Annotated in this window: 16 protein-coding genes and 1 other RNA gene; 7 read left to right on the top strand and 10 right to left on the bottom strand. The window is 59.9% G+C overall.

Features of this window, described 5'->3' with window-relative positions:
* Positions 1 to 262 precede the first annotated feature (262 nt).
* The 7 genes from ssrA to FBX99_RS16970 all read right to left on the bottom strand — a co-directional run bounded on the left by ssrA (position 263) and on the right by FBX99_RS16970 (position 8,781).
* Positions 263 to 656: a transfer-messenger RNA gene (gene ssrA, locus FBX99_RS17000) on the bottom strand.
* A 95-nt stretch (positions 657 to 751) separates the two neighbouring features.
* The gene (locus tag FBX99_RS16995; RefSeq protein ID WP_144930216.1) at positions 752 to 1,030 is read right to left on the bottom strand and encodes a hypothetical protein; all 279 of its coding nucleotides are present in this window, start codon (positions 1,028 to 1,030) and stop codon (positions 752 to 754) included.
* A 95-nt stretch (positions 1,031 to 1,125) separates the two neighbouring features.
* Positions 1,126 to 3,993 carry an FAD-binding and (Fe-S)-binding domain-containing protein gene (locus tag FBX99_RS16990; RefSeq protein WP_145132224.1) on the bottom strand — a complete coding sequence of 956 codons (2,868 nt, stop codon included), beginning with the start codon at positions 3,991 to 3,993 and terminating at the stop codon, positions 1,126 to 1,128.
* Positions 3,990 to 4,661 (bottom strand): lactate utilization protein, encoded by a 672-nt coding sequence (locus FBX99_RS16985; RefSeq protein WP_144930218.1) that lies wholly within the window; start codon positions 4,659 to 4,661, stop codon positions 3,990 to 3,992. The genes FBX99_RS16990 and FBX99_RS16985 overlap by 4 nt, the downstream gene beginning before the upstream one ends.
* Positions 4,658 to 6,115: a LutB/LldF family L-lactate oxidation iron-sulfur protein gene (locus FBX99_RS16980; protein WP_145132222.1), complete on the bottom strand. Its 1,458-nt coding sequence runs from the start codon at positions 6,113 to 6,115 to the stop codon at positions 4,658 to 4,660. Before FBX99_RS16980 ends, FBX99_RS16985 begins: the two co-directional genes overlap by 4 nt.
* Positions 6,112 to 6,936: a (Fe-S)-binding protein gene (locus FBX99_RS16975; RefSeq protein ID WP_144930220.1), complete on the bottom strand. Its 825-nt coding sequence runs from the start codon at positions 6,934 to 6,936 to the stop codon at positions 6,112 to 6,114. The genes FBX99_RS16980 and FBX99_RS16975 overlap by 4 nt, the downstream gene beginning before the upstream one ends.
* 150 nt (positions 6,937 to 7,086) lie before the next feature.
* A complete protein-coding gene (locus FBX99_RS16970; RefSeq protein WP_145132220.1) occupies positions 7,087 to 8,781 on the bottom strand; it encodes a lactate permease LctP family transporter in 1,695 nt (564 codons plus the stop codon).
* 263 nt (positions 8,782 to 9,044) lie between these two features.
* On the opposite strand from FBX99_RS16970, the gene FBX99_RS16965 reads away from it, so the two are divergent.
* Entirely contained in the window at positions 9,045 to 9,812 is a 768-nt protein-coding gene (locus tag FBX99_RS16965; RefSeq protein WP_144930222.1) for an FCD domain-containing protein, read from the top strand.
* A gap of 128 nt (positions 9,813 to 9,940) precedes the next feature.
* Here FBX99_RS16965 and smpB read toward each other — a convergent pair whose 3' ends face one another.
* The gene (smpB, locus tag FBX99_RS16960; protein WP_030139770.1) at positions 9,941 to 10,423 is read right to left on the bottom strand and encodes an SsrA-binding protein SmpB; all 483 of its coding nucleotides are present in this window, start codon (positions 10,421 to 10,423) and stop codon (positions 9,941 to 9,943) included.
* Positions 10,424 to 10,541: 118 nt separating this feature from the next.
* Here smpB and FBX99_RS16955 point away from each other — a divergent pair, with 118 nt between their 5' ends.
* Genes FBX99_RS16955 through FBX99_RS16945 form a run of 3 tightly spaced genes read left to right on the top strand, consistent with a single transcriptional unit; the run spans position 10,542 to position 12,695 of the window.
* Positions 10,542 to 11,945: a sodium-dependent transporter gene (locus tag FBX99_RS16955; protein WP_145132218.1), complete on the top strand. Its 1,404-nt coding sequence runs from the start codon at positions 10,542 to 10,544 to the stop codon at positions 11,943 to 11,945.
* Between the two features lie 7 nt (positions 11,946 to 11,952).
* A complete protein-coding gene (locus FBX99_RS16950; protein ID WP_041025009.1) occupies positions 11,953 to 12,396 on the top strand; it encodes a type II toxin-antitoxin system RatA family toxin in 444 nt (147 codons plus the stop codon).
* Entirely contained in the window at positions 12,393 to 12,695 is a 303-nt protein-coding gene (locus tag FBX99_RS16945) for an RnfH family protein (RefSeq protein WP_144930224.1), read from the top strand. The genes FBX99_RS16950 and FBX99_RS16945 overlap by 4 nt, the downstream gene beginning before the upstream one ends.
* 59 nt (positions 12,696 to 12,754) lie before the next feature.
* On the opposite strand, the gene FBX99_RS16940 is transcribed toward FBX99_RS16945, so the two are convergent.
* Entirely contained in the window at positions 12,755 to 13,279 is a 525-nt protein-coding gene (locus FBX99_RS16940; RefSeq protein WP_041025007.1) for an outer membrane protein assembly factor BamE, read from the bottom strand.
* Positions 13,280 to 13,376: 97 nt separating this feature from the next.
* Between FBX99_RS16940 and fur the strand changes: the two genes are divergently transcribed.
* Positions 13,377 to 13,781 carry a ferric iron uptake transcriptional regulator gene (gene fur, locus FBX99_RS16935; RefSeq protein WP_144930225.1) on the top strand — a complete coding sequence of 135 codons (405 nt, stop codon included), beginning with the start codon at positions 13,377 to 13,379 and terminating at the stop codon, positions 13,779 to 13,781.
* A 75-nt stretch (positions 13,782 to 13,856) separates the two neighbouring features.
* Here the strand turns inward: fur and recN are convergent, their stop codons facing one another.
* The gene (gene recN, locus FBX99_RS16930) at positions 13,857 to 15,530 is read right to left on the bottom strand and encodes a DNA repair protein RecN (protein ID WP_145132216.1); all 1,674 of its coding nucleotides are present in this window, start codon (positions 15,528 to 15,530) and stop codon (positions 13,857 to 13,859) included.
* Between the two features lie 241 nt (positions 15,531 to 15,771).
* On the opposite strand from recN, the gene grpE reads away from it, so the two are divergent.
* On the top strand, positions 15,772 to 16,338 hold the full coding sequence (grpE, locus tag FBX99_RS16925; protein ID WP_144930227.1) for a nucleotide exchange factor GrpE: 567 nt from the start codon (positions 15,772 to 15,774) through the stop codon (positions 16,336 to 16,338).
* A 101-nt stretch (positions 16,339 to 16,439) separates the two neighbouring features.
* Positions 16,440 to 18,356 carry a molecular chaperone DnaK gene (dnaK, locus tag FBX99_RS16920; protein WP_144930228.1) on the top strand — a complete coding sequence of 639 codons (1,917 nt, stop codon included), beginning with the start codon at positions 16,440 to 16,442 and terminating at the stop codon, positions 18,354 to 18,356.
* Positions 18,357 to 18,559 lie beyond the last annotated feature (203 nt).

The following is an 18,559-nucleotide window of genomic DNA, read 5'->3' as shown; positions in this document are numbered from 1 at the left end:
CCCGTTGAGTATCGTGAGAGCCTGGGCTTCGCGGCATAACCAGTCCAAGTTTTTGTCCGCATCCCCACTGGGTCAGTTTTCGGTCAGCGGCAACACACATCCTCTCCGAGCGAGCTGATGAGCGTTTTATGCCCCCATATATGCCCCCGTCAACTGTGGGATGCCCTGGGATTAGGTGGGAAAACGCGGGCAAGAAAAAAGCCGTAAAGCTTTGATTTCTCTGGGCTTTACGGCTTTTCTGGGTCTTCCTGGGAAGACTAAATGGTGGAGCCGGGGGGATTTGAACCCCCGTCCGCCAGTACTCCGCTGTCGGTACTACATGCGTAGCCGTGTCTATTAAGTTAACCCTCAGCGACCCGACGGGCAGGGTGCTTTGGGCGAGTTGTGTAAGTTTTAGCCGCTTCGTCCACAACGTACTGCACGGCGATTCTGTTCTATATGACAATCACTTTGGGTTTACAGACATCCCCTGATGATTGCTGGACCCGAAGGTACCAGAAGGGAAGGGCTAAGGCTGCTTACGCAGCGAGAGCGTATTCCCCGTAGGTTTCGTCATTGGCAACTATAGGAAGTTGCAACAGTGGATTTACGAGTTCTGTTACCAACTCGGCATGCACCTAAAGTTTCGCAACCGGCGTCGAATCCTGAACGGCCCCGAACCTGTCGCTCGGTGAATCTCTTGGAGCGGCAGGTGTGTGCAGTGTACGCCAATACGTGACTGAGGCCAACCCGGAGGTTGGCCCAGTTGGTATTACTGCTTCGGTTCGTTACGAAGTTTATCCACGCGAGACAGCGCTTGGGTGGCTTCGGTGACGCATTTCTTTTCGTCTCCGGCAGCTTTGGCGGCTTCAGCTTCGCCCTGCAGCCGCTTGATTTCCATGGTGGTGTTTTCAGAGGTTGCCGGCAACGTGGTGACCTTATCCTGCAGCTCCTGAAGCTTGGCGGTGCACAGGTCGTTATCCGCTGCGAACACCGGAGAGGCCAACAGTGCAGCGGAAATGAACAAGCCAGCAAATGCGGTGTGCTTCATGTGTATCTCCTTGAACGTGTGGTCTCGGTGCTGCCGCTCACGGTCAGGCCGAGTCGTTGTCGTAGGGCCCGACAGAGCCGGGCCTATTCAAGTGACTACAGCGAAGCGCAGGAATTCGATTTTTCGTCGAGCCCAGCAGATGAACCTTCACCGCCGGTGGGTTTGGCCCGGGTGACGCGGTCTACCAGATACACCAGGCCGTGGTAGTCGATTTCACCGTGTTGCGTCAGACCAATCTCACAGGTGCGGCTGGTGGAGATGCCCTCGGCGCAGCATTGAACCGCGTCCTTGAGGGTGCGCAGCGAGTGGGCGTTGAGTTCCGGTGTGGTAAAGCCCTTGTCACCGGCGAAACCGCAGCAGTGGATCCCCTCCGGGATGACGACGTGTTTGCTGCATTTGCGTGCCAGATCGATCAGCGCCTGGCTCTCGCCAAGATGCTGCGTGCTGCACGTGACATGCACGGCAATCGGCTCCTCCTGGGGGGTGAATTCCAGGCGCTCTATCAGATGCGTGCGAATGAAGCGCACGGGGTCGTACAGGTCGAGGCGCACGTCGCCGAGGTCCTGCACCAGCCGCAATGTGCAGGGGCTGGTGTCGCAGTAGATGGGGTCGAGGCCGCCGCGGCTGGCGTGCAGCAGTGCACCGATCAGTTCCTGGCGTTTGTGTTCGGCTTGTTCGGCATAACCTTTTGAGGCGAAGGGCTGGCCGCAGCAAAGGCTGTCGATGTTGTCGGGAAAGACGACTTGGTAACCGGCTTTTTCCAGCAGGTGTCGGGTTTTTTCGTACAGCGAAACCTGCTCTTTATCTTCCGCCGCAGGGCCCATGACACGCGACACACAGGCCGCCAGGTACACCACTCGCGGACGTTGGTCCGACACGGCCGGGTTGAAGCGGATGGGGCTTTCCGGCTGGGGCATGGCGGGGGTCCATTGCGGAACCTGACCCTTGGATAATCGGTTCAGTGCACCGGACAGCCGGGCCAGCCGGGGTGCCCCCAGCAGCATGCGCGCGCCGTTGGCAACGTGCAGGGTAAAGCGCGCTCCTTGCAGGGCCAGGGCGAAGTTGCCCGCAAGCCAATCGGCGGTTTTCGTACGTGTTGCGGTACGGCCGCGGAGTTTTTTCACCAGGTCGCCGGTATTGATGCCTACCGGGCAGCGTTGGGCGCACAACCCGGTGGCGGCGCAGGTGTCGATGCCTTGATGTTGATAGGCCGTTTCCAGCTCGGAGGTGTCGATGCCTGCGCGCTTTTTCGCCTGGATGTCCCGCCAGATCACGATGCGCTGGCGTGGGCTCAGGGTCAGGTCCTTGGACGGGCACACCGGTTCGCAGAAGCCGCACTCGATGCACTTGTCGACGATCTCGTCGGCGGCCGGCAGCGGCTTGAGGTGTTTGAGGTGGATCTGCGGGTCTTCGCTGAGCACCACATCCGGGTTGAGGATGCCGTTGGGGTCGAGCAGGCGCTTAAGCTGCCACATCAACTGGTAGGCATCGCTGCCCCATTCCAGCTCTACGAATGGGGCCATGTTGCGTCCGGTGCCGTGCTCGGCTTTCAGCGAGCCGCCGAATTCCACCGCGACCAACTGTGCCACGTCATCCATGAACGCCTGGTAGCGTGCGACTTCTTCAGGATTGTTGAAGCCTTGGGTGAAGACAAAGTGCAGATTGCCTTCCAGTGCGTGTCCGAAAAGGATCGCTTCGTCGTAGTGATGTTTGTCGAACAGCTCGATCAGGCGGTTCACGCCTACTGCCAGCTGTTCTACCGGGAAGGTCACGTCTTCGATTATCACCGTGGTTCCGGTTTTGCGCACCGCGCCCACCGCCGGAAAGGTGTCCTTGCGGATGGCCCAGAGTCGGGCGTTTTCCTTCGGGTCTTCGGTAAAGTCGACCTGCTTTTCCACCGGGAAGCCGGCCAGCGAGATCATGATCTGCGCCAGTTGTTCTTGCAGCAAAGACGAAGATGCGGCGCGGGATTCGATGAGCAGGGCGCAGGCATTCAGCGACAGGTGCTGGACGAAGTCCGGCATGCCTGGCTTGTCCTGGACGGAGCGCAGGCTGCGACGGTCCAGCAGCTCTACGGCCGATACCGGCTGGCTTTTCAGTACGGTGACGGCGTTGCAGCAGGTTTCCACGTCCGGGAACACGATCAGCGCCGAAGCCTTGTTCGGATGGTCGATCACCGTGTTGTAGGTCACTGCACTGATGAAACCGAGTGTGCCTTCGGACCCCACCAACAAGTGGCTCAAGATATCCACAGGCTCGTCGAAATCCACCAGGGCGTTGAGCGACAGGCCGGTGGTATTTTTCAGACGGTATTTGTGGCGAATTCGAGCGGCCAGTTCGGTATTGGCGCGGGTCTCGCGCCCGAGGGTCGCCAGCCGCTCTAGCAGCTCGCCGTGGCTGGCTCGGAATGCGGCTACGCTGGCGTCGTCTTCGGTGTCGAGGCGGGTGCCGTCGGCCAGTACCAGACGGATGCCGGCCAGGGTGTGATAGGTATTCTGCGCGGTGCCGCAGCACATGCCGCTGGCGTTGTTGGCGACGATGCCGCCGATCTTGCAGGCATTGATCGACGCCGGATCCGGGCCGATTTTGCGGCCGAACGGTGCCAGCCAGGCATTGGCCTGGGCACCGATCACGCCCGGCTGCAGACGGATTTGCGTGCCCTGTTGGCGAATCTCGCGGCCGTTCCAGTTGTCCCCCAGCACAATCAGCACCGAGTCGCTGATGGCTTGCCCCGACAGGCTGGTGCCGGCCGCGCGGAAGGTGACGGGGACGTGGTCGCGCTGGGCCAGCTTCAGCAGGGCGATCACTTCGTCTTCGCTTTCGACCCGTACCACCAGTTTCGGAATCAGCCGATAGAAACTGGCGTCGGTGCCGAAGGCCAAAGTCGACAGTGGATCGTCGAAACGGCGCTTTTGTGGGATCAGTTGTTGTACATCGTGTAGGAAAGTGGCCGGAAGAGTCATTGGTCCTCCAGAATCAGTACCACCAGATCCTTGGGACCATGGGCACCGTAGGCCAGGACTTGTTCGATGTCGGCGGTTTTCGACGGGCCTGACACCAGCAGGGCGTTGGTGGGCATGCCCTGGGCCCAGTCGAATTCCTGCTGCACTTCGTAGAAGTTATCGCGGATCTCGCTGGCCTTGAGCAGGGCAAAGTGTACGGGCGGCACCAGGCTCATCAGCCGTGGTTCTTCCCGCGTTGGCCACAGAATCAGGCTGCCGGTCGCAGCGATGGCGCCCAGGGTTCCGGTCAGGCTGGCGGGGGTGTCGTTGAACAGCTCGGCTTTCCATTCCTCGACCGGCCGGTTGTAGGCCTTGAGGGCCGGCAGGTCAGGATTATTCGCCCAGAACTGTGTGATTTTTTGCCCGTGCGCCGTGGTTGGAGCAATCAGCAAGCTCGGCAATTGCCGGTCGCGCAGCAACTGCGCCAGCAGCGCCGTCCAGCCTTCGCCCGACGTCAGGTGGATTTCGGTGTGCACCGCTTCCATCAGCTTGCGCAACTGCGGGATGCGCTCTTCGGGCGCGTAGCGATAGGTTTGCGTGACCAGATCGACGTCGAAATGGTCGGCAACCGGCGTGGTGCCGGTCAGGCTTTTCCGCAGTTTGGCGAGGATATTGTCCCTGGCGCTCATCGGCGGTCTCCCTGGGCTTTGAGGTGTTCGCGGGCCAGGTCGTGCAGCGAGCGGGCGGCGGGTTTGGGGGCGCTGTGGTTCTGGGTCCAGGGGCCGACGTTGCTGGGCGTCAGGGCGCGCAGGCGCGTGGCCAGGAAGGCGAATAGCCGGTACAGCCGTGGCGAACTGTTGAGCCGGGCCCAGGCATTCCAGATGAAGCGTTCCTTGGGCGAATATTTGCTGCCCTGACCGCGCATCACTTGGTTCGGGCTGTCCGGCGCCTTGACGTTTTCTTCCCGCAGGCGCCGCAGCAGGGCGGGGATCGGGATTTTCACCGGGCACACTTCACCGCAGGCGCCACACAGTGAAGACGCGCTTGGGTGGTCCGGCACTTTGGCAAGGCCGACCATGTGCGGCGTGATGATTTTTCCGATAGGTCCCGGGTAAACCTCGCCGTAGGCATGACCGCCGATTCGGGTGTAGACCGGGCAATGATTCATGCAGGCGCCGCAGCGGATGCAGTTCAGGGTCTGGCGCAATTCGCTGTCGGCAAACGCCTGGCTGCGACCGTTATCCAGTAGCACCAGGTGCACTTCCTGGGGGCCGTCCAATTCGTCGGCCTTGCGCGGGCCAGAGATCATGTTGACGTAGGTGGTGATCGGCTGGCCGAGGGCCGAGCGGGTCAGCAATGAGAGCAGCGGCACCACATCGCGCAGGTTCTCCACCACTTTTTCGATGCCGGTCACGGCGATGTGCACCGGCGGCACGGTGGTGGACATTCGCCCGTTGCCTTCGTTTTCCACCAGCAGCAGGGTGCCGGTTTCGGCGACGGCGAAATTGACGCCCGACACGCCGATGTCGGCCTCGAAGAATTTCTGCCGCAAGACCTTGCGACCAATCTGAATGAGTTGGTCGACGTCCTTGGTGTACTCCACGCCGAGTTTGTCGTGGAACAAGGACGCGACCTGACCGGCATTCTTGTGGATCGCCGGCATAATGATGTGTGAAGGCTTCTCGTGGTCGAGCTGGACGATGTATTCCCCCATGTCGGACTCAAGACATTCAATGTCCCGAGCCTCGAGGAAATGGTTCATCTCCATCTCTTCGCTGACCATCGATTTGCCCTTGATCACTTGCCGCGCCTCGTGAGCGCGGATGATCGAGAGGACGATGCCGTTGGCTTCGTCCACCGTCTCCGCCCAGTGCACAGTCACACCGTTGCGGGTCAGGTTGCTTTCAAGCCGCTCGAGCAGGTCGGGCAGCTTCGATAACGCACGGGCGCGGACGGCGTTGCCGAGCACTCGCAGGTGTTCTCTTTCGTGGGCATCGCTGAAGGACGTTGCCCGCTTGGTCATCAGTGAATCCATCGCAGTGCGAAAGTTGTTTCGCAATTGCGTGTCGCCCAGGGCCTTGTGGGCGCGGGCACGAAAATCTTCCTGCAGTTCAACGGTCGGAATCAGCGTCGGCGTGCTCATGCCACACCTCCGGTACGCTGCCAGAGGAAACTCGCCAAGTGCTGGCCGCGCAACGCCTCCTGCTGTTTTTCCAGAGCGCCGTTGATGTTCATCAGGCAGCCGCAATCGGCACTGACGACCTTGTGCGCGCCGGATTCCTTCAACGCCCGGGTCTTGTCGGCCACCATCGCGCCGGAAATATCCGGCATGCGAACGCTGAATGTCCCACCAAAGCCGCAGCATTCGCTTTCGTGGCTGTGTTCAACCCGCTCCACATTGCGTAGCTGCGCCAACAACGCGCGGCCGTGCAGGTGGGTGTTCATTTCACGTCGTGCCGAGCAGGACGTGTGCAACGCAATCTTTACCGGTGTGCCGCTGTCCTGAAGCTGGACCTTGCAGACGAACAACAGGAATTCGGCCAGCTCATAGGTCCGGGCAGCCAGGGCCTGGATTTGCTTGAGCGTCTCGGGTTCATCCTTGAACAGGTCGGCGTAATGCTCGCGCATCATGCCGGCGCAGGAACCCGAGGGCACCACTACCGGATAGTCCTCGGCAAACAACGCCAGTTGCGCCCGCGCCACCGTCCGGGCCTGCTCGGTATAGCCCGAGGTGTACGCCGGTTGCCCGCAACAGGTTTGCCCTTGCGGATACTCCACCCGGATCCCTTCGCGCTGCAAAAGATGGATCGCGTCCATCCCGGCTTCGGGGTAGAACAGGTCCACCACGCAGGTGCCGAACAGGTAGACCCGTTGCGGTTTCTCGCTGGGGTACTGCCGAGGCTCGGGCAATGGCGGGGCGACACGGGTCGCGTTCGGCACGGCGTTGTAAAAAAGCTCGCTCATCAGGCGTGTCTCCGGGTGGTCCCGGTTATCCGTCCGCTGAGGCTGCTGAATATAGAGAGCAAATCTTTCAGCAACCTTGCAGACCCGGTTGTCGATAGCGAACGCCGGAGGATGTTCCGGCGTCGGTTTTTTCCAGGCAGCTTGTAGGACTCAATGCACCAGCATGCCGGTGAACCAGTAGGCCTGGGCCAACGTGATCAAGCCGACGATCGTTGCAAAGAATAGGCTGTGTTTCAGGGTAAAACGGAACAGGTCCGACTCTTTGCCCACCAGCCCGGTGGCTGCGCAGGCCACTGCGATCGATTGCGGCGAAATCATCTTGCCGGTCACGCCGCCGCTGGTATTGGCCGCCACGAGCAATGTGTCGTTGACGCCGATCTGGTGCGCGGTGGTGGCTTGCAGCGAACTGAACAGGGCGTTGGACGAAGTATCGGAGCCGGTCAGGAACACCCCCAGCCAACCCAGGAAGGGCGAGAAGAACGGAAACGCCGCGCCTGTGCCGGCCAGCACCAGGGCCATGGTCGACGACATGCCCGAGTAGTTGGTGACGAAGGCGAAGGCCAGCACCATGCCGATGGACAGGATCGGCCAGCGCAGCTCGAAAAACGTCTCCTTGAAAGTGGTAAGACCAGTTTTGATGTTGATCTTCAGCACCAGCATCGAGATCAGTGCGGAGAAGAAAATCGCCGTGCCGGTGGCCGAAATCGGATCAAGTTTGAACACGGCCGGAATGGCGGTGGGGTTGACCACGATGGGAGCGACCTTGATCACCATCTGGTCCAGGTGCGGGATGGCGAAATTGAATACCCAGGCGTACATCGAGCCGCCGGCGGCGAACATCGCCTTGAACGGTTTCAAGGTCCAGATCGTGACCAGCACGGTAAGGATCAGGAACGGCGACCAGGCCTTGATGATTTCCCCCAGGCTGTAGGGCGAAGCCGCGGTGCTGCGCGGTTGGCCGAAACCGCCGACGCTGGCGGTCACTGCTGCGCCGTAAGTGGCGCCGGCAATCTGGGCCCCTGCGCTGCGTTTGGGTTGCCAGACCTTCAGAAACAATGTCAGCGAGATCAAGCTGGCCAGGGCCGAGGTGATGTCCGGCAGCTCTGGGCCGATGAAGTTGGAGGTGAAGTACTGGGTGATGGCAAAACTCAAGCCTGCCACCAGCGCCGCTGGCCAGGTTTCGCGCACGCCGCGCAGGCCATCCATCATGAATACCAGCCAGAACGGTACGAACAGCGACAGCAGTGGCAGTTGGCGTCCGGTCATGGCGCCGATTTTGACGGCGTCGATGCCCGTCACTTGGCCCGCCACGATAATCGGGATGCCCAGGGCGCCGAACGCCACAGGCGCGGTGTTGGCAATCAGGCACAGCCCGGCGGCATACAGCGGGTTGAAGCCCAGGCCCACGAGCAGGGCGGCAGTGATCGCCACGGGTGCACCGAAGCCGGCGGCACCTTCCAGAAAGGCGCCAAAGCAGAAGCCGATCAACAATACCTGCAGGCGCTGGTCATCGGTAATCGACAGCACCGAACTGCGAATGACCTCGAACTGGCCGCTCTTGACCGTCAGTTTGTAAAGGAAAACGGCGGCGACGATGATCCAGGCGATGGGCCACAGGCCATAGGCAAAACCATAGCCGGCAGCGGCGAAGGCCATGTCGGCAGGCATGTTGAACGCAAAGATTGCCACGGCAATCGCCAGGGCCAGGGTAATGCTTCCCGCCACATGCCCCTTGAGGCGAAACACCGCCAGGGCCAGGAAGAAAAATACGATGGGAATGACGGCCGCGAGTGCGGACAAGCCGAGACTGCCGAGCGGGCTGTAAAGCTGTTGCCAGGTTTGCATGGTGGGTGAGCCCCTAATTGTTGTTGGTCAGGCACTGGTCAGCGGTTTTGGTTAATTGGTAAGACCAATTTACAAGCGCTGTCGGCTAGGGTAAAAGCCTTGGCTATCGTGTGTCAATTTGCCGCCCTGAAACTTTCGTCGAATAAACGGTGCAGATCGCATCTGATCTGTTTGCCTGAATGGCTTCTGGTAGGTGTGGGCAGGGCCCGGATGGGCCAGAATAGAGAGCCCGGCGAGCTGCCGGGATCGTGGAGAGTCGAGTTATGGGGTTTGATCAGATTCGTCAGCGCCGTTTGTCTGACGATATTGTCGAGCGGCTTGAAGGAATGATTCTTGAAGGCACGCTGAAGTCTGGTGAGCGGCTGCCGGCCGAGCGGACCCTGGCCGAACAGTTCGGCGTCTCACGTCCTTCATTGCGCGAGGCGATCCAGAAGCTGACGGCCAAAGGCTTGCTGGTCAGTCGGCAAGGCGGCGGTAACTACGTGGTGGAATCGTTGGGCTCGACGTTCAGCGATCCGCTGCTGCAGCTATTGGAAAGCAATCCCGAAGCGCAGCGTGACTTGTTGGAGTTTCGTCATACGCTGGAAGCATCCTGCGCCTATTACGCGGCGTTGCGGGCCACGGAAGTGGATCGTGAGCGGCTGACGGCGGCGTTCGATGAGTTGCAGGATTGCTATGCGCGCCACGATGAAGTGAGCCGGGCGGAGGAGGGAGCGGCGGACGCCCGGTTCCACCTGGCGATTGCCGAGGCCAGCCATAACGCGGTCCTGCTGCATACCATCCGTGGGCTGTTCGACCTGCTCAAGCGCAATGTGGTGACCAACATCGGCGGCATGTACAAGCAGCGCAGCGAAACCCGCGATATGCTGATCAGCCAGCATCGGGAGTTGTACCAGGCAATCATGGACGGGCACGCCGAGCAGGCGCGGGAAGTGTCCAGCCGACATATTCTGTATGTGCAGGAAGTGTTGGAGGAGGTGCGCCAGGAAGTACAGCGAGTGGCGCGGGCAGAGCGGCGCAAGGGGATATAGCCGGTCAGGTTTCGCTAACCCTGTGGGAGCGAGCCTGCTCGCGATGGCGGTGGGTCAGTCAACATCGATGTCGACTGACCATACGCTATCGCGAGCAGGCTCGCTCCCACATTGGGTTCTAGGTGGGCTTAATCTTCCTTGCCCTTGTTACGCACCGCACGCTGCAGTTCGCGACCGGCGTCGCGCTCGCGCTCGGTATCGCGCTTGTCGTATTCCTTCTTGCCCTTGCCCAGCGCAATCTCGCACTTGATCAAGTGCTTGCTCCAGTACAGCGACGTGCAGACGCAGGCGTAGCCCTTCTGCTGTACGGAAGCGAAGAGTTTTTCCAGCTCACGCTTGTTGAGCAGCAGCTTGCGCGAGCGCACCGGGTCGGCAATCACGTGGGTGCTGGCGGTGGTCAATGGCGTGATGTGGCTGCCCAGCAACCACGCTTCGCCATCCTTGAGCAGCACGTAGCTGTCGACCAGTTGCGCCTTGCCTGCGCGCAGGCTCTTTACTTCCCAGCCGGCCAGGACCATGCCAGCCTCGAAACGCTGTTCGATGAAGTAGTCGTGTCGCGCCTTTTTATTTTGCGCGATGGTCCCTGTGGGGTGTTTCTTCTGTTTAGCCATAGGGGCGGCATTATAGGCAGTTGCGTGCGTGTCGGCTACGGTGAAGCAGCATGCTTGAGCACGTTGAGTGAATCCCGGACAATGCGGCCTCTTTTTTGAACGCTTGGGCGTGATCACGATGTCGACAGACAAGGTTTCTGTCCACGGCAGTTGGGCTAGCCGCTGGGTCTTCATACTCGCGGCGACCGGCTCGGCCGTGGGATTGGGTAGTATATGGAAATTTCCCTACATGGTCGGCGTCTACGGTGGCGGTGCCTTCGTATTGATGTTCCTGGCGTGTATCGCCCTCATCGGCGCGCCGGTGATGCTGGCCGAGACCCTGATCGGTCGCCGCGCCCGGCAGAGCCCGGCCAATGCCTTGAAGGTGCTGGCCTTGGAGGCGGGGCACTCGCCCAAATGGTCGTGGGGCGCCTTCGCCGGGATGATCACGGCGCTGCTGATCCTGTCGTTCTACAGTGTGGTCGGTGGTTGGTCGCTGGATTACATCATTGACATGGGGCGCGGCGATTTCCAAGGCGTGGCACCCGATCAGGTGGGCGCCTACTTCGGCGGTGTCATCTCGGACCCCTGGAGATTGACGCTCTGGCACACGGTCTTCATGTTGCTTTCCGCCGTGGTGATCGCCAAGGGTGTGGTCGCAGGGCTTGAGCGCAGCCTGCGGGTCATGATGCCGCTGCTTTTCGTGATGATCCTGGTGTTGCTGGGCTACAGCATGACCACCGGGCATTTCATGGAGGGCCTGCACTTCATGTTCGACTTCAAGCCGGAGAAAGTCCTGGACGGCCTGCTGCCGGCCATGGGGCATGCGTTCTTCTCCCTGAGCGTCGGGGTTGGCTCGATCATGATCTATGGCGCCTACATGCCCAAGAACGCCTCCCTCACCAGGACGGTGGTTGGTGTCGCGCTGCTGGACACCTTCGTGTCGCTGATGGCGGGCGTGGCATTGTTTCCGATTGTGTTCGCAGCCGGTCTGAACCCCAGCGAGGGACCGGGCCTGATGTTTGTGAGTCTGCCTTTCGCCTTCGGTAGCATGGCATTCGGCCAGGTGATGGGCGTGATATTTTTCGTCCTGGTCGCCATCGCGGCCTGGAGCTCGGCGATTTCCCTGTTGGAGCCCATGGTGGCCTACCTGGTTGAGCGGACCCGGATCAGTCGCGCCTGGGTGACGTTCTGGCTGGCCTTCACCTGCTGGTTTGTGGGGCTGGGGACGGTGTTTTCCTTCAATATATGGAAGCAGGCGAAGTTTTTCGTGAACGAAGACGGCCTGTTCCGCCTCTACCAATGGGGGGCAACCGGAGGACTGGATTTCTTCGGCGTGATTGATTTCTTTACATCACGGATCATGCTGCCGTTGGGTGGTTTGTGTTTCGTGGTATTTGCAGGGTGGATCATGGGCCGGGAAGCCGTACGCGATGAGTTGTCGCTGCGCAGCCCTGTATTATTCGCCTTGAGCCTGTTCCTGATGCGCTACGTGGCCCCGATCGGCATCCTCGTGGTGTTCGCCGCCCAGCTGTGGAAGTGACGCTTACATGACGACACATATTCAACGCTCGGCCTTGCTGCCTTATCCGGCGCAAGCGCTGTACGACCTGGTCAACGATGTGGCGAGTTATCCGCAGTTCCTGCCCTGGTGCTCGTCCGCCGAGGTGCTCGAGAGCTCCGAGACCCATATGCGTGCGAGCCTCAACGTCGCCAAGGGCGGGCTGAGCCAGCATTTCGTGACCCGCAATACTCTGGTGCCGGGTCAGTCCATCGAAATGAACCTGGAAGAAGGGCCTTTCAACCAGCTTCACGGTATCTGGGTGTTCAAGCCGTTGGGAGAGAAGGCCTGCAAGATCAGTCTGGATCTGTCGTTCGACTATGCAGGCCCACTGGTTCGGGCCACGCTGGGGCCGTTGTTCAATCAGGCGGCCAATACCCTGGTCGACGCGTTCTGCCAGCGCGCCAAGCAAAATGCAGAGCTCAAGCGTTGATCGAGATAGAAGTGGTCTATGCCGCTGTCCAGCGTCAGGTCTTGCGGGCATTTGCAGTGCCACAAGGCACGACGGTTCGCGCTGCGCTGGCTGCATCGGGCATTGCCGATGAGTTCCCCGAGCTCGACCTGGCCACATGTCCGGTGGGGATTTTCAGCAAGGTGATTGCCGATCCGGAGCGCCAGACGGTCCAGGCGGGTGATCGGCTTGAGATTTATCGGCCGTTGCTGGCGGATCCGAAGGAAATCCGTCGCCTGCGCGCGGCCAAGGCTGCCGAGGCCCGTAAGCAGAATCAATAATCGGATCTGGATTGAAGGCAATAAAAAACCCGGCATGCCGGGTTTTTTCATGTCGCGATTTATTGCGGCGTGGTGTCCAGTGGTTCTGGTGTCGGGACGGGGACGGTTTCGACGCTGTCCACATCCTTCTGGATCTGGTCCAGCAACGAACCTGGCTTGACCGGTTTTTCCGGTTTCGCCTTCTCGCCGTTCTCGGCCGGCGTGACCGTCGTGCCGCTGTCCTTGCCCATGATGGCCTCGTCGCGACTCACGCCGGGCATGAAATCGCCTGACAGGCTGACGAGTTGATCATTGGCATTGAAGATAACGCTGATGCGTTCTTGCTGGCGCTCACCGCCGCCAGGCTGCAAGCTGTAGAGATAATCCCAGCGATCGGCGTGGAACGTGTCGGTCAGCAGGGGGTTACCCATGATAAACCGTACTTGCCGGCGGGTCATTCCCGGGCGTAACTGGTCTATCATGTCCTGCGTCACGACATTGCCCTGCTGGATGTCGATTTTGTAAACCCCGGGGAATGAACAACCGGCGAGTGCGAGCAGTCCCACGAAGGTGAAACTGGTTAGCAAGAGCTTGGTGTTTTGCATCGGTGGGCGACTTCCACTATCTTGGCTGGGACAACGTAAACGCCGATCATACCCGCATTAAGAGAAGCTGCGAAGCAGCATCGCGAGAAAGCTGACCATGGTTGAAAATAGCGAACTACGCAAAGCCGGCCTCAAGGTGACACTGCCAAGGGTCAAGATTCTGCAAATGCTCGACTCCACCGAGCAGCGGCACATGAGTGCCGAAGACGTCTACAAGGCCCTTATGGAAGCGGGTGAGGACGTCGGTCTGGCCACGGTTTACCGTGTTCTGACCCAATTCGAGGCTGCCGGCCTCGTGGCTCGCCATAATTTCGATGGCGGTCATGCGGTCTTCGAATTGGCGGATGGAGAGCATCACGATCACATGGTGGATGTTGAGAGCCGTGAGGTCATTGAGTTCGTCAGTCCTGAAATCGAGAAGCTGCAAAAAGCAATTGCCGCGGATCATGGTTTCGAGCTGATCGATCATCATCTCGTCTTGCATGTACGCAAACTTAAATAAGCATGTTGAGTGAGCCCTGGCTCCCGAAACGAAAGAAGGCGACCTCAGGGTCGCCTTCTTGCTTTGTGATGGTTGTCAGCTTTTTGCCGCAACCACCATTTTCTTCGCATGGGCCAGGGATTCCTTGGTGAGGTCGATCCCTCCCAGCATCCGCGCCACTTCTTCCACGCGTTCGTTTTTGTTGAGCTTGGACACTGCGGTACGGGTGGCATCCTCGCCGCGCACTTTATGGACAAATAGATGTTGATGGCCTTGTGCGGCGACCTGAGGCAGGTGAGTGACCGTCAGCACCTGGCCACGCTCCCCGAGCCTGCGCAGTAGCTGCCCGACAATTTCTGCCGTCGGTCCGCCAATCCCCACGTCCACTTCGTCGAATACCAGCGTCGGTACGCGTGAGGTCTGGGCGGTGATGACCTGAATGGCCAGGCTGATTCGCGACAACTCACCGCCGGACGCGACTTTTGCCAGTGCCTTGAGCGGTTGGCCGGGGTTGGCGCTGACCAGCAGCTCTACCTGCTCCAGCCCGTTAGGCTGAAGTTCGTCGCCTGCGTTGGGGCGCAGTTCAATGGTGAAGCGCCCCCCCGGCATGCCCAGGCGCTGGATTTCCTGCTCCACCGCGCTGGCCAGCCCGGTTGCGGCCATGCGGCGCAGTTCGCTGAGCTCTTTGGCTCTCTCATGGTAATGACGGGCATAGGAAGCCAGCTCGTCCCCCAGGCGCTCGATGGACTCATCGTTGGCGTTCAGGGTTTCCAGCTCTTCCAGCAGGCGTTGCTGCAGTTCGATGACGTCGGTGGGCTGGATACGGTGTTTGCGGGCCAGGGTATAGATAGTGTCCAGGCGCTCTTCCAGATATTGCAGGCGCGCCGGGTCGGCATCGAAATGATCGAGGAATCGGTTCAACTCCCCGACGGCTTCTTCAACCTGGATCTGCGCGCTGGTCAGCAGGTTGGTCGCTTCGCTCAGGGCACCGACGGAATTGTTCACGCTGGTGAGTCGGTTCAGGCTCGCTGTCAGTGCATTGAGTACGTTACCCGAATCACTTTCGCTGCATTGCTCGACGACTTGCCGGCAGATGCCCAACAGGGTTTCGGCATTGGTCAGGTTCTTGTGTTCCTGCTCCAGCTCCTCCAGTTCATTTTCCCCCAGGGCCAGGTTCTCCAACTCTTCGAGCTGATAGCTCAGCAATTGATGGCGGGCACGCTGTTCGTCGCCGGAGTTGGAGAGCCGATCCAGTTCCTGCCGGGTCTGGCGCCAGCGTTGGGCGGCCAGTTGGACCTGGCGGGCCAGGTCCGTGGCGCCGGCATATTCATCGAGCAGGCGACGATGGGTGTCGGTCTTGAGCAGCGACTGGTGTTCGTGCTGGCTGTGGATGTCGATCAGCAGTTCCCCGAGGGCCTTGAGGTCACCCAGGGGGCAGGGCGTGCCGTTGATGTAACCTCGGGAGCGGCCTTCGGCGGTGATGACCCGGCGCAGGATGCACAGGCCATCGGTGTCCAGGTCGCGCTCGGCCAGCCAGGTGCTGGCTTCGGGGATGTCGACCAGGTCGAAGGTCGCCAGGATGTCGGCCTTGTCTGCTCCGGGGCGTACGACGCCGCTGTCGGCGCGATCACCCAGTGTCAGGCCCAGGGCATCGAGCATGATCGACTTGCCGGCCCCGGTCTCACCGGTAATCACGCTCATACCCCGGTCAAGTTCGAGGTCGAGGTGTTCGACGATGGCGTAGTTGTGTACGGACAGGTGCACCAGCATAAAGCCGCTCCCAGGCGTTAAGTCTGGTTATTTATACAGTGTTTTGTTTCGGACTGACAATGCCCTCGCTTAGCTCGATTTGCTTGATGGAGTGAATTTCTTAGTGCGGTAGGTAATAGGTATGCAATTGCTTTTTGTAAGGTCAATTCGTCGAGCGCCCCTTGAAGCTGGAAAACCCGGCCCCATATACGGGGGCAGAAGCGCGAGTCGAGCTCGCGGACGAAGTTGAGAGGAGAGAACTATGGCTGACGAACAGACGCAGGATACGCAAAACCAAGAGGCCAATCAGACCTCCCAGGATTCGGGTGGTGATCTGGCGGCCCGTGTACAAGTGCTCGAAGAGCAACTGGCCGGTGCGCAGGATCAGGCGTTGCGTGTAGCAGCCGACCTGCAGAACGTCCGCCGTCGCGCCGAGCAGGATGTGGAGAAAGCTCACAAATTCGCCCTGGAGCGCTTCGCCGGCGACCTGCTGCCGATCATTGACAGCCTGGAGCGCGGCCTGGAGTTGTCCAATCCGGACGACGAGAACATTCGTCCGATGCGCGAAGGCATCGAGCTGACCCTGAAAATGTTCCAGGACACCCTCAAGCGCTATCAGCTCGAAGCCATCGATCCCCATGGCGAACCCTTCAACGCCGAGCACCACCAGGCCATGGCGATGCAGGAAAGTGCCGACGCCGAGCCAAACAGCGTTCTGAAGGTTTTCCAGAAAGGTTACCTGCTCAACGGTCGTCTGCTGCGCCCGGCCATGGTCGTGGTCAGCAAGGCGCCAGCACCGGTTTCACCTTCTATTGATGAACAGGCTTGAAATCGGCCGTAGCGGCCCCATTAAGAAGTCAAGCGTTTAAGTGCTACCGCGGTTAGCCACCACTGCCGCGGCAACAAAATCCAAGTTCCGGGAGAGTTAACATGGGCAAGATTATCGGTATCGACCTGGGGACCACCAACTCGTGCGTCTCCGTGCTGGAAAACGGCAAGGCCAAAGTCATTGAAAACGCCGAAGGCGCGCGCACCACGCCATCGATCATCGCGTACGCCAACGATGGCGAGATTCTGGTTGGCCAGTCGGCCAAGCGTCAGGCAGTGACCAATCCGCATAACACCCTGTATGCGGTGAAGCGTCTGATCGGTCGTAAGTTCGACGAAGAAGTCGTTCAGAAAGACATCAAGATGGTGCCTTACAAAATCGCCAAGGCTGACAACGGCGATGCCTGGGTTGAAGTGAACGGCCAGAAAATGGCGCCGCCACAGATCTCGGCTGAAATCCTGAAGAAAATGAAGAAAACCGCCGAAGATTACCTCGGCGAAGCAGTGACTGAAGCCGTTATTACCGTTCCTGCCTATTTCAACGATAGCCAGCGCCAGGCGACCAAAGACGCCGGCCGCATCGCGGGCCTGGACGTCAAGCGCATCATCAACGAACCAACTGCCGCGGCTCTGGCCTATGGCATGGACAAGGCCAAGGGTGATCACACCGTAATCGTCTATGACCTGGGCGGCGGTACCTTCGACGTTTCCGTGATCGAAATCGCTGAAGTCGATGGCGAACACCAGTTCGAAGTTCTGGCAACCAACGGCGACACCTTCCTCGGTGGTGAAGACTTCGACATCCGCTTGATCGACTACCTCGTCGACGAGTTCAAGAAAGAAACCGGCATGAACCTCAAGGGCGATCCGCTGGCGATGCAGCGCCTGAAAGAAGCCGCTGAGAAAGCCAAGATCGAACTGTCCTCGAGCCAGTCGACCGATGTGAACCTGCCGTACATCACTGCAGACGCCACCGGTCCTAAGCACCTGAACGTAAAAATCTCCCGCGCCAAGCTCGAAGCGCTGGTGGAAGACCTGGTTCAACGCACCATCGAACCTTGCCGTATCGCGATGAAAGACGCCGGTATCGACGTTGGCTCGATCAATGACGTGATCCTGGTAGGCGGTCAGACCCGTATGCCGCTGGTGCAGAAGCTGGTGACCGATTTCTTCGGTAAAGAAGCCCGTAAAGACGTGAACCCGGACGAAGCCGTTGCCATGGGTGCTGCCATCCAGGGCGCCGTTCTGGCCGGTGATGTGAAGGACGTTCTGCTGCTCGACGTCAGCCCGCTGACCCTGGGTATCGAAACCATGGGTGGCGTGATGACCGCGCTGATCGAGAAGAATACCACGATTCCTACCAAGAAATCCCAGGTGTTCTCGACCGCTGATGACAATCAGAGCGCCGTGACCATCCACGTCCTGCAAGGCGAGCGCAAGCAGGCTGCCCAGAACAAGTCCCTGGGCAAGTTCGACCTGGCCGAGATTCCGCCAGCGCCACGTGGCGTGCCGCAAATCGAAGTGACCTTCGACATCGACGCCAACGGCATCCTGCACGTCGGCGCGAAAGACAAGGCCACCGGCAAGACCCAGTCGATCGTGATCAAGGCCAACTCCGGCCTGTCCGAGGAAGAAATTCAGCAGATGGTTCGCGATGCTGAAGTCAACGCCGAGGAAGACCGCAAGTTCGAAGAGCTGGCCAGTGCCCGCAACCAGGGTGATGCTCTGGTGCACTCGACTCGCAAGATGATCGCTGACGCCGGCGAAAAAGTGACCGCTGAAGAGAAAACTGCCATCGAAGCGGCCGTGGTTGCCCTGGAAGCTGCCGTCAAAGGCGACGACAAGGCTGCCATCGAAGCGAAGATCGAAGAGCTGTCCAAGGTCTCCGCGCCAGTGGCCCAGAAGATGTACGCCGAGCAGGCTCAGCCAGCTGAAGGCGCCGCGCAGCAAGGCGAATCGGCCGAAAAAGCCGACGACGTCGTCGACGCCGAGTTCGAAGAAGTGAAAGAGCACAAGTAATCGCTTGTTGGTTGGCCGGTTGACTGCGTTTGTGCGGTGGCTGGTAGGATGTCGCCGCGCGGGAGCTTGCTCCCGCGTTGGCGTGTCTGGAACCCATGAATTTTTACAGCATGCGACAACGTTCGGGTGCTGATGGCGTAATCGGGAAAGCTCCTGCTTTTCGTTTTGGGCCTGAGACCGGGATCGCTGAATCGACGTGGTTG

Origin of the sequence: Pseudomonas sp. SJZ074, from assembly GCF_007828215.1 — a bacterium.
Classification (GTDB): Bacteria; Pseudomonadota; Gammaproteobacteria; order Pseudomonadales; family Pseudomonadaceae; genus Aquipseudomonas.
This window is presented reverse-complemented; position numbering and strand designations above follow the sequence as displayed.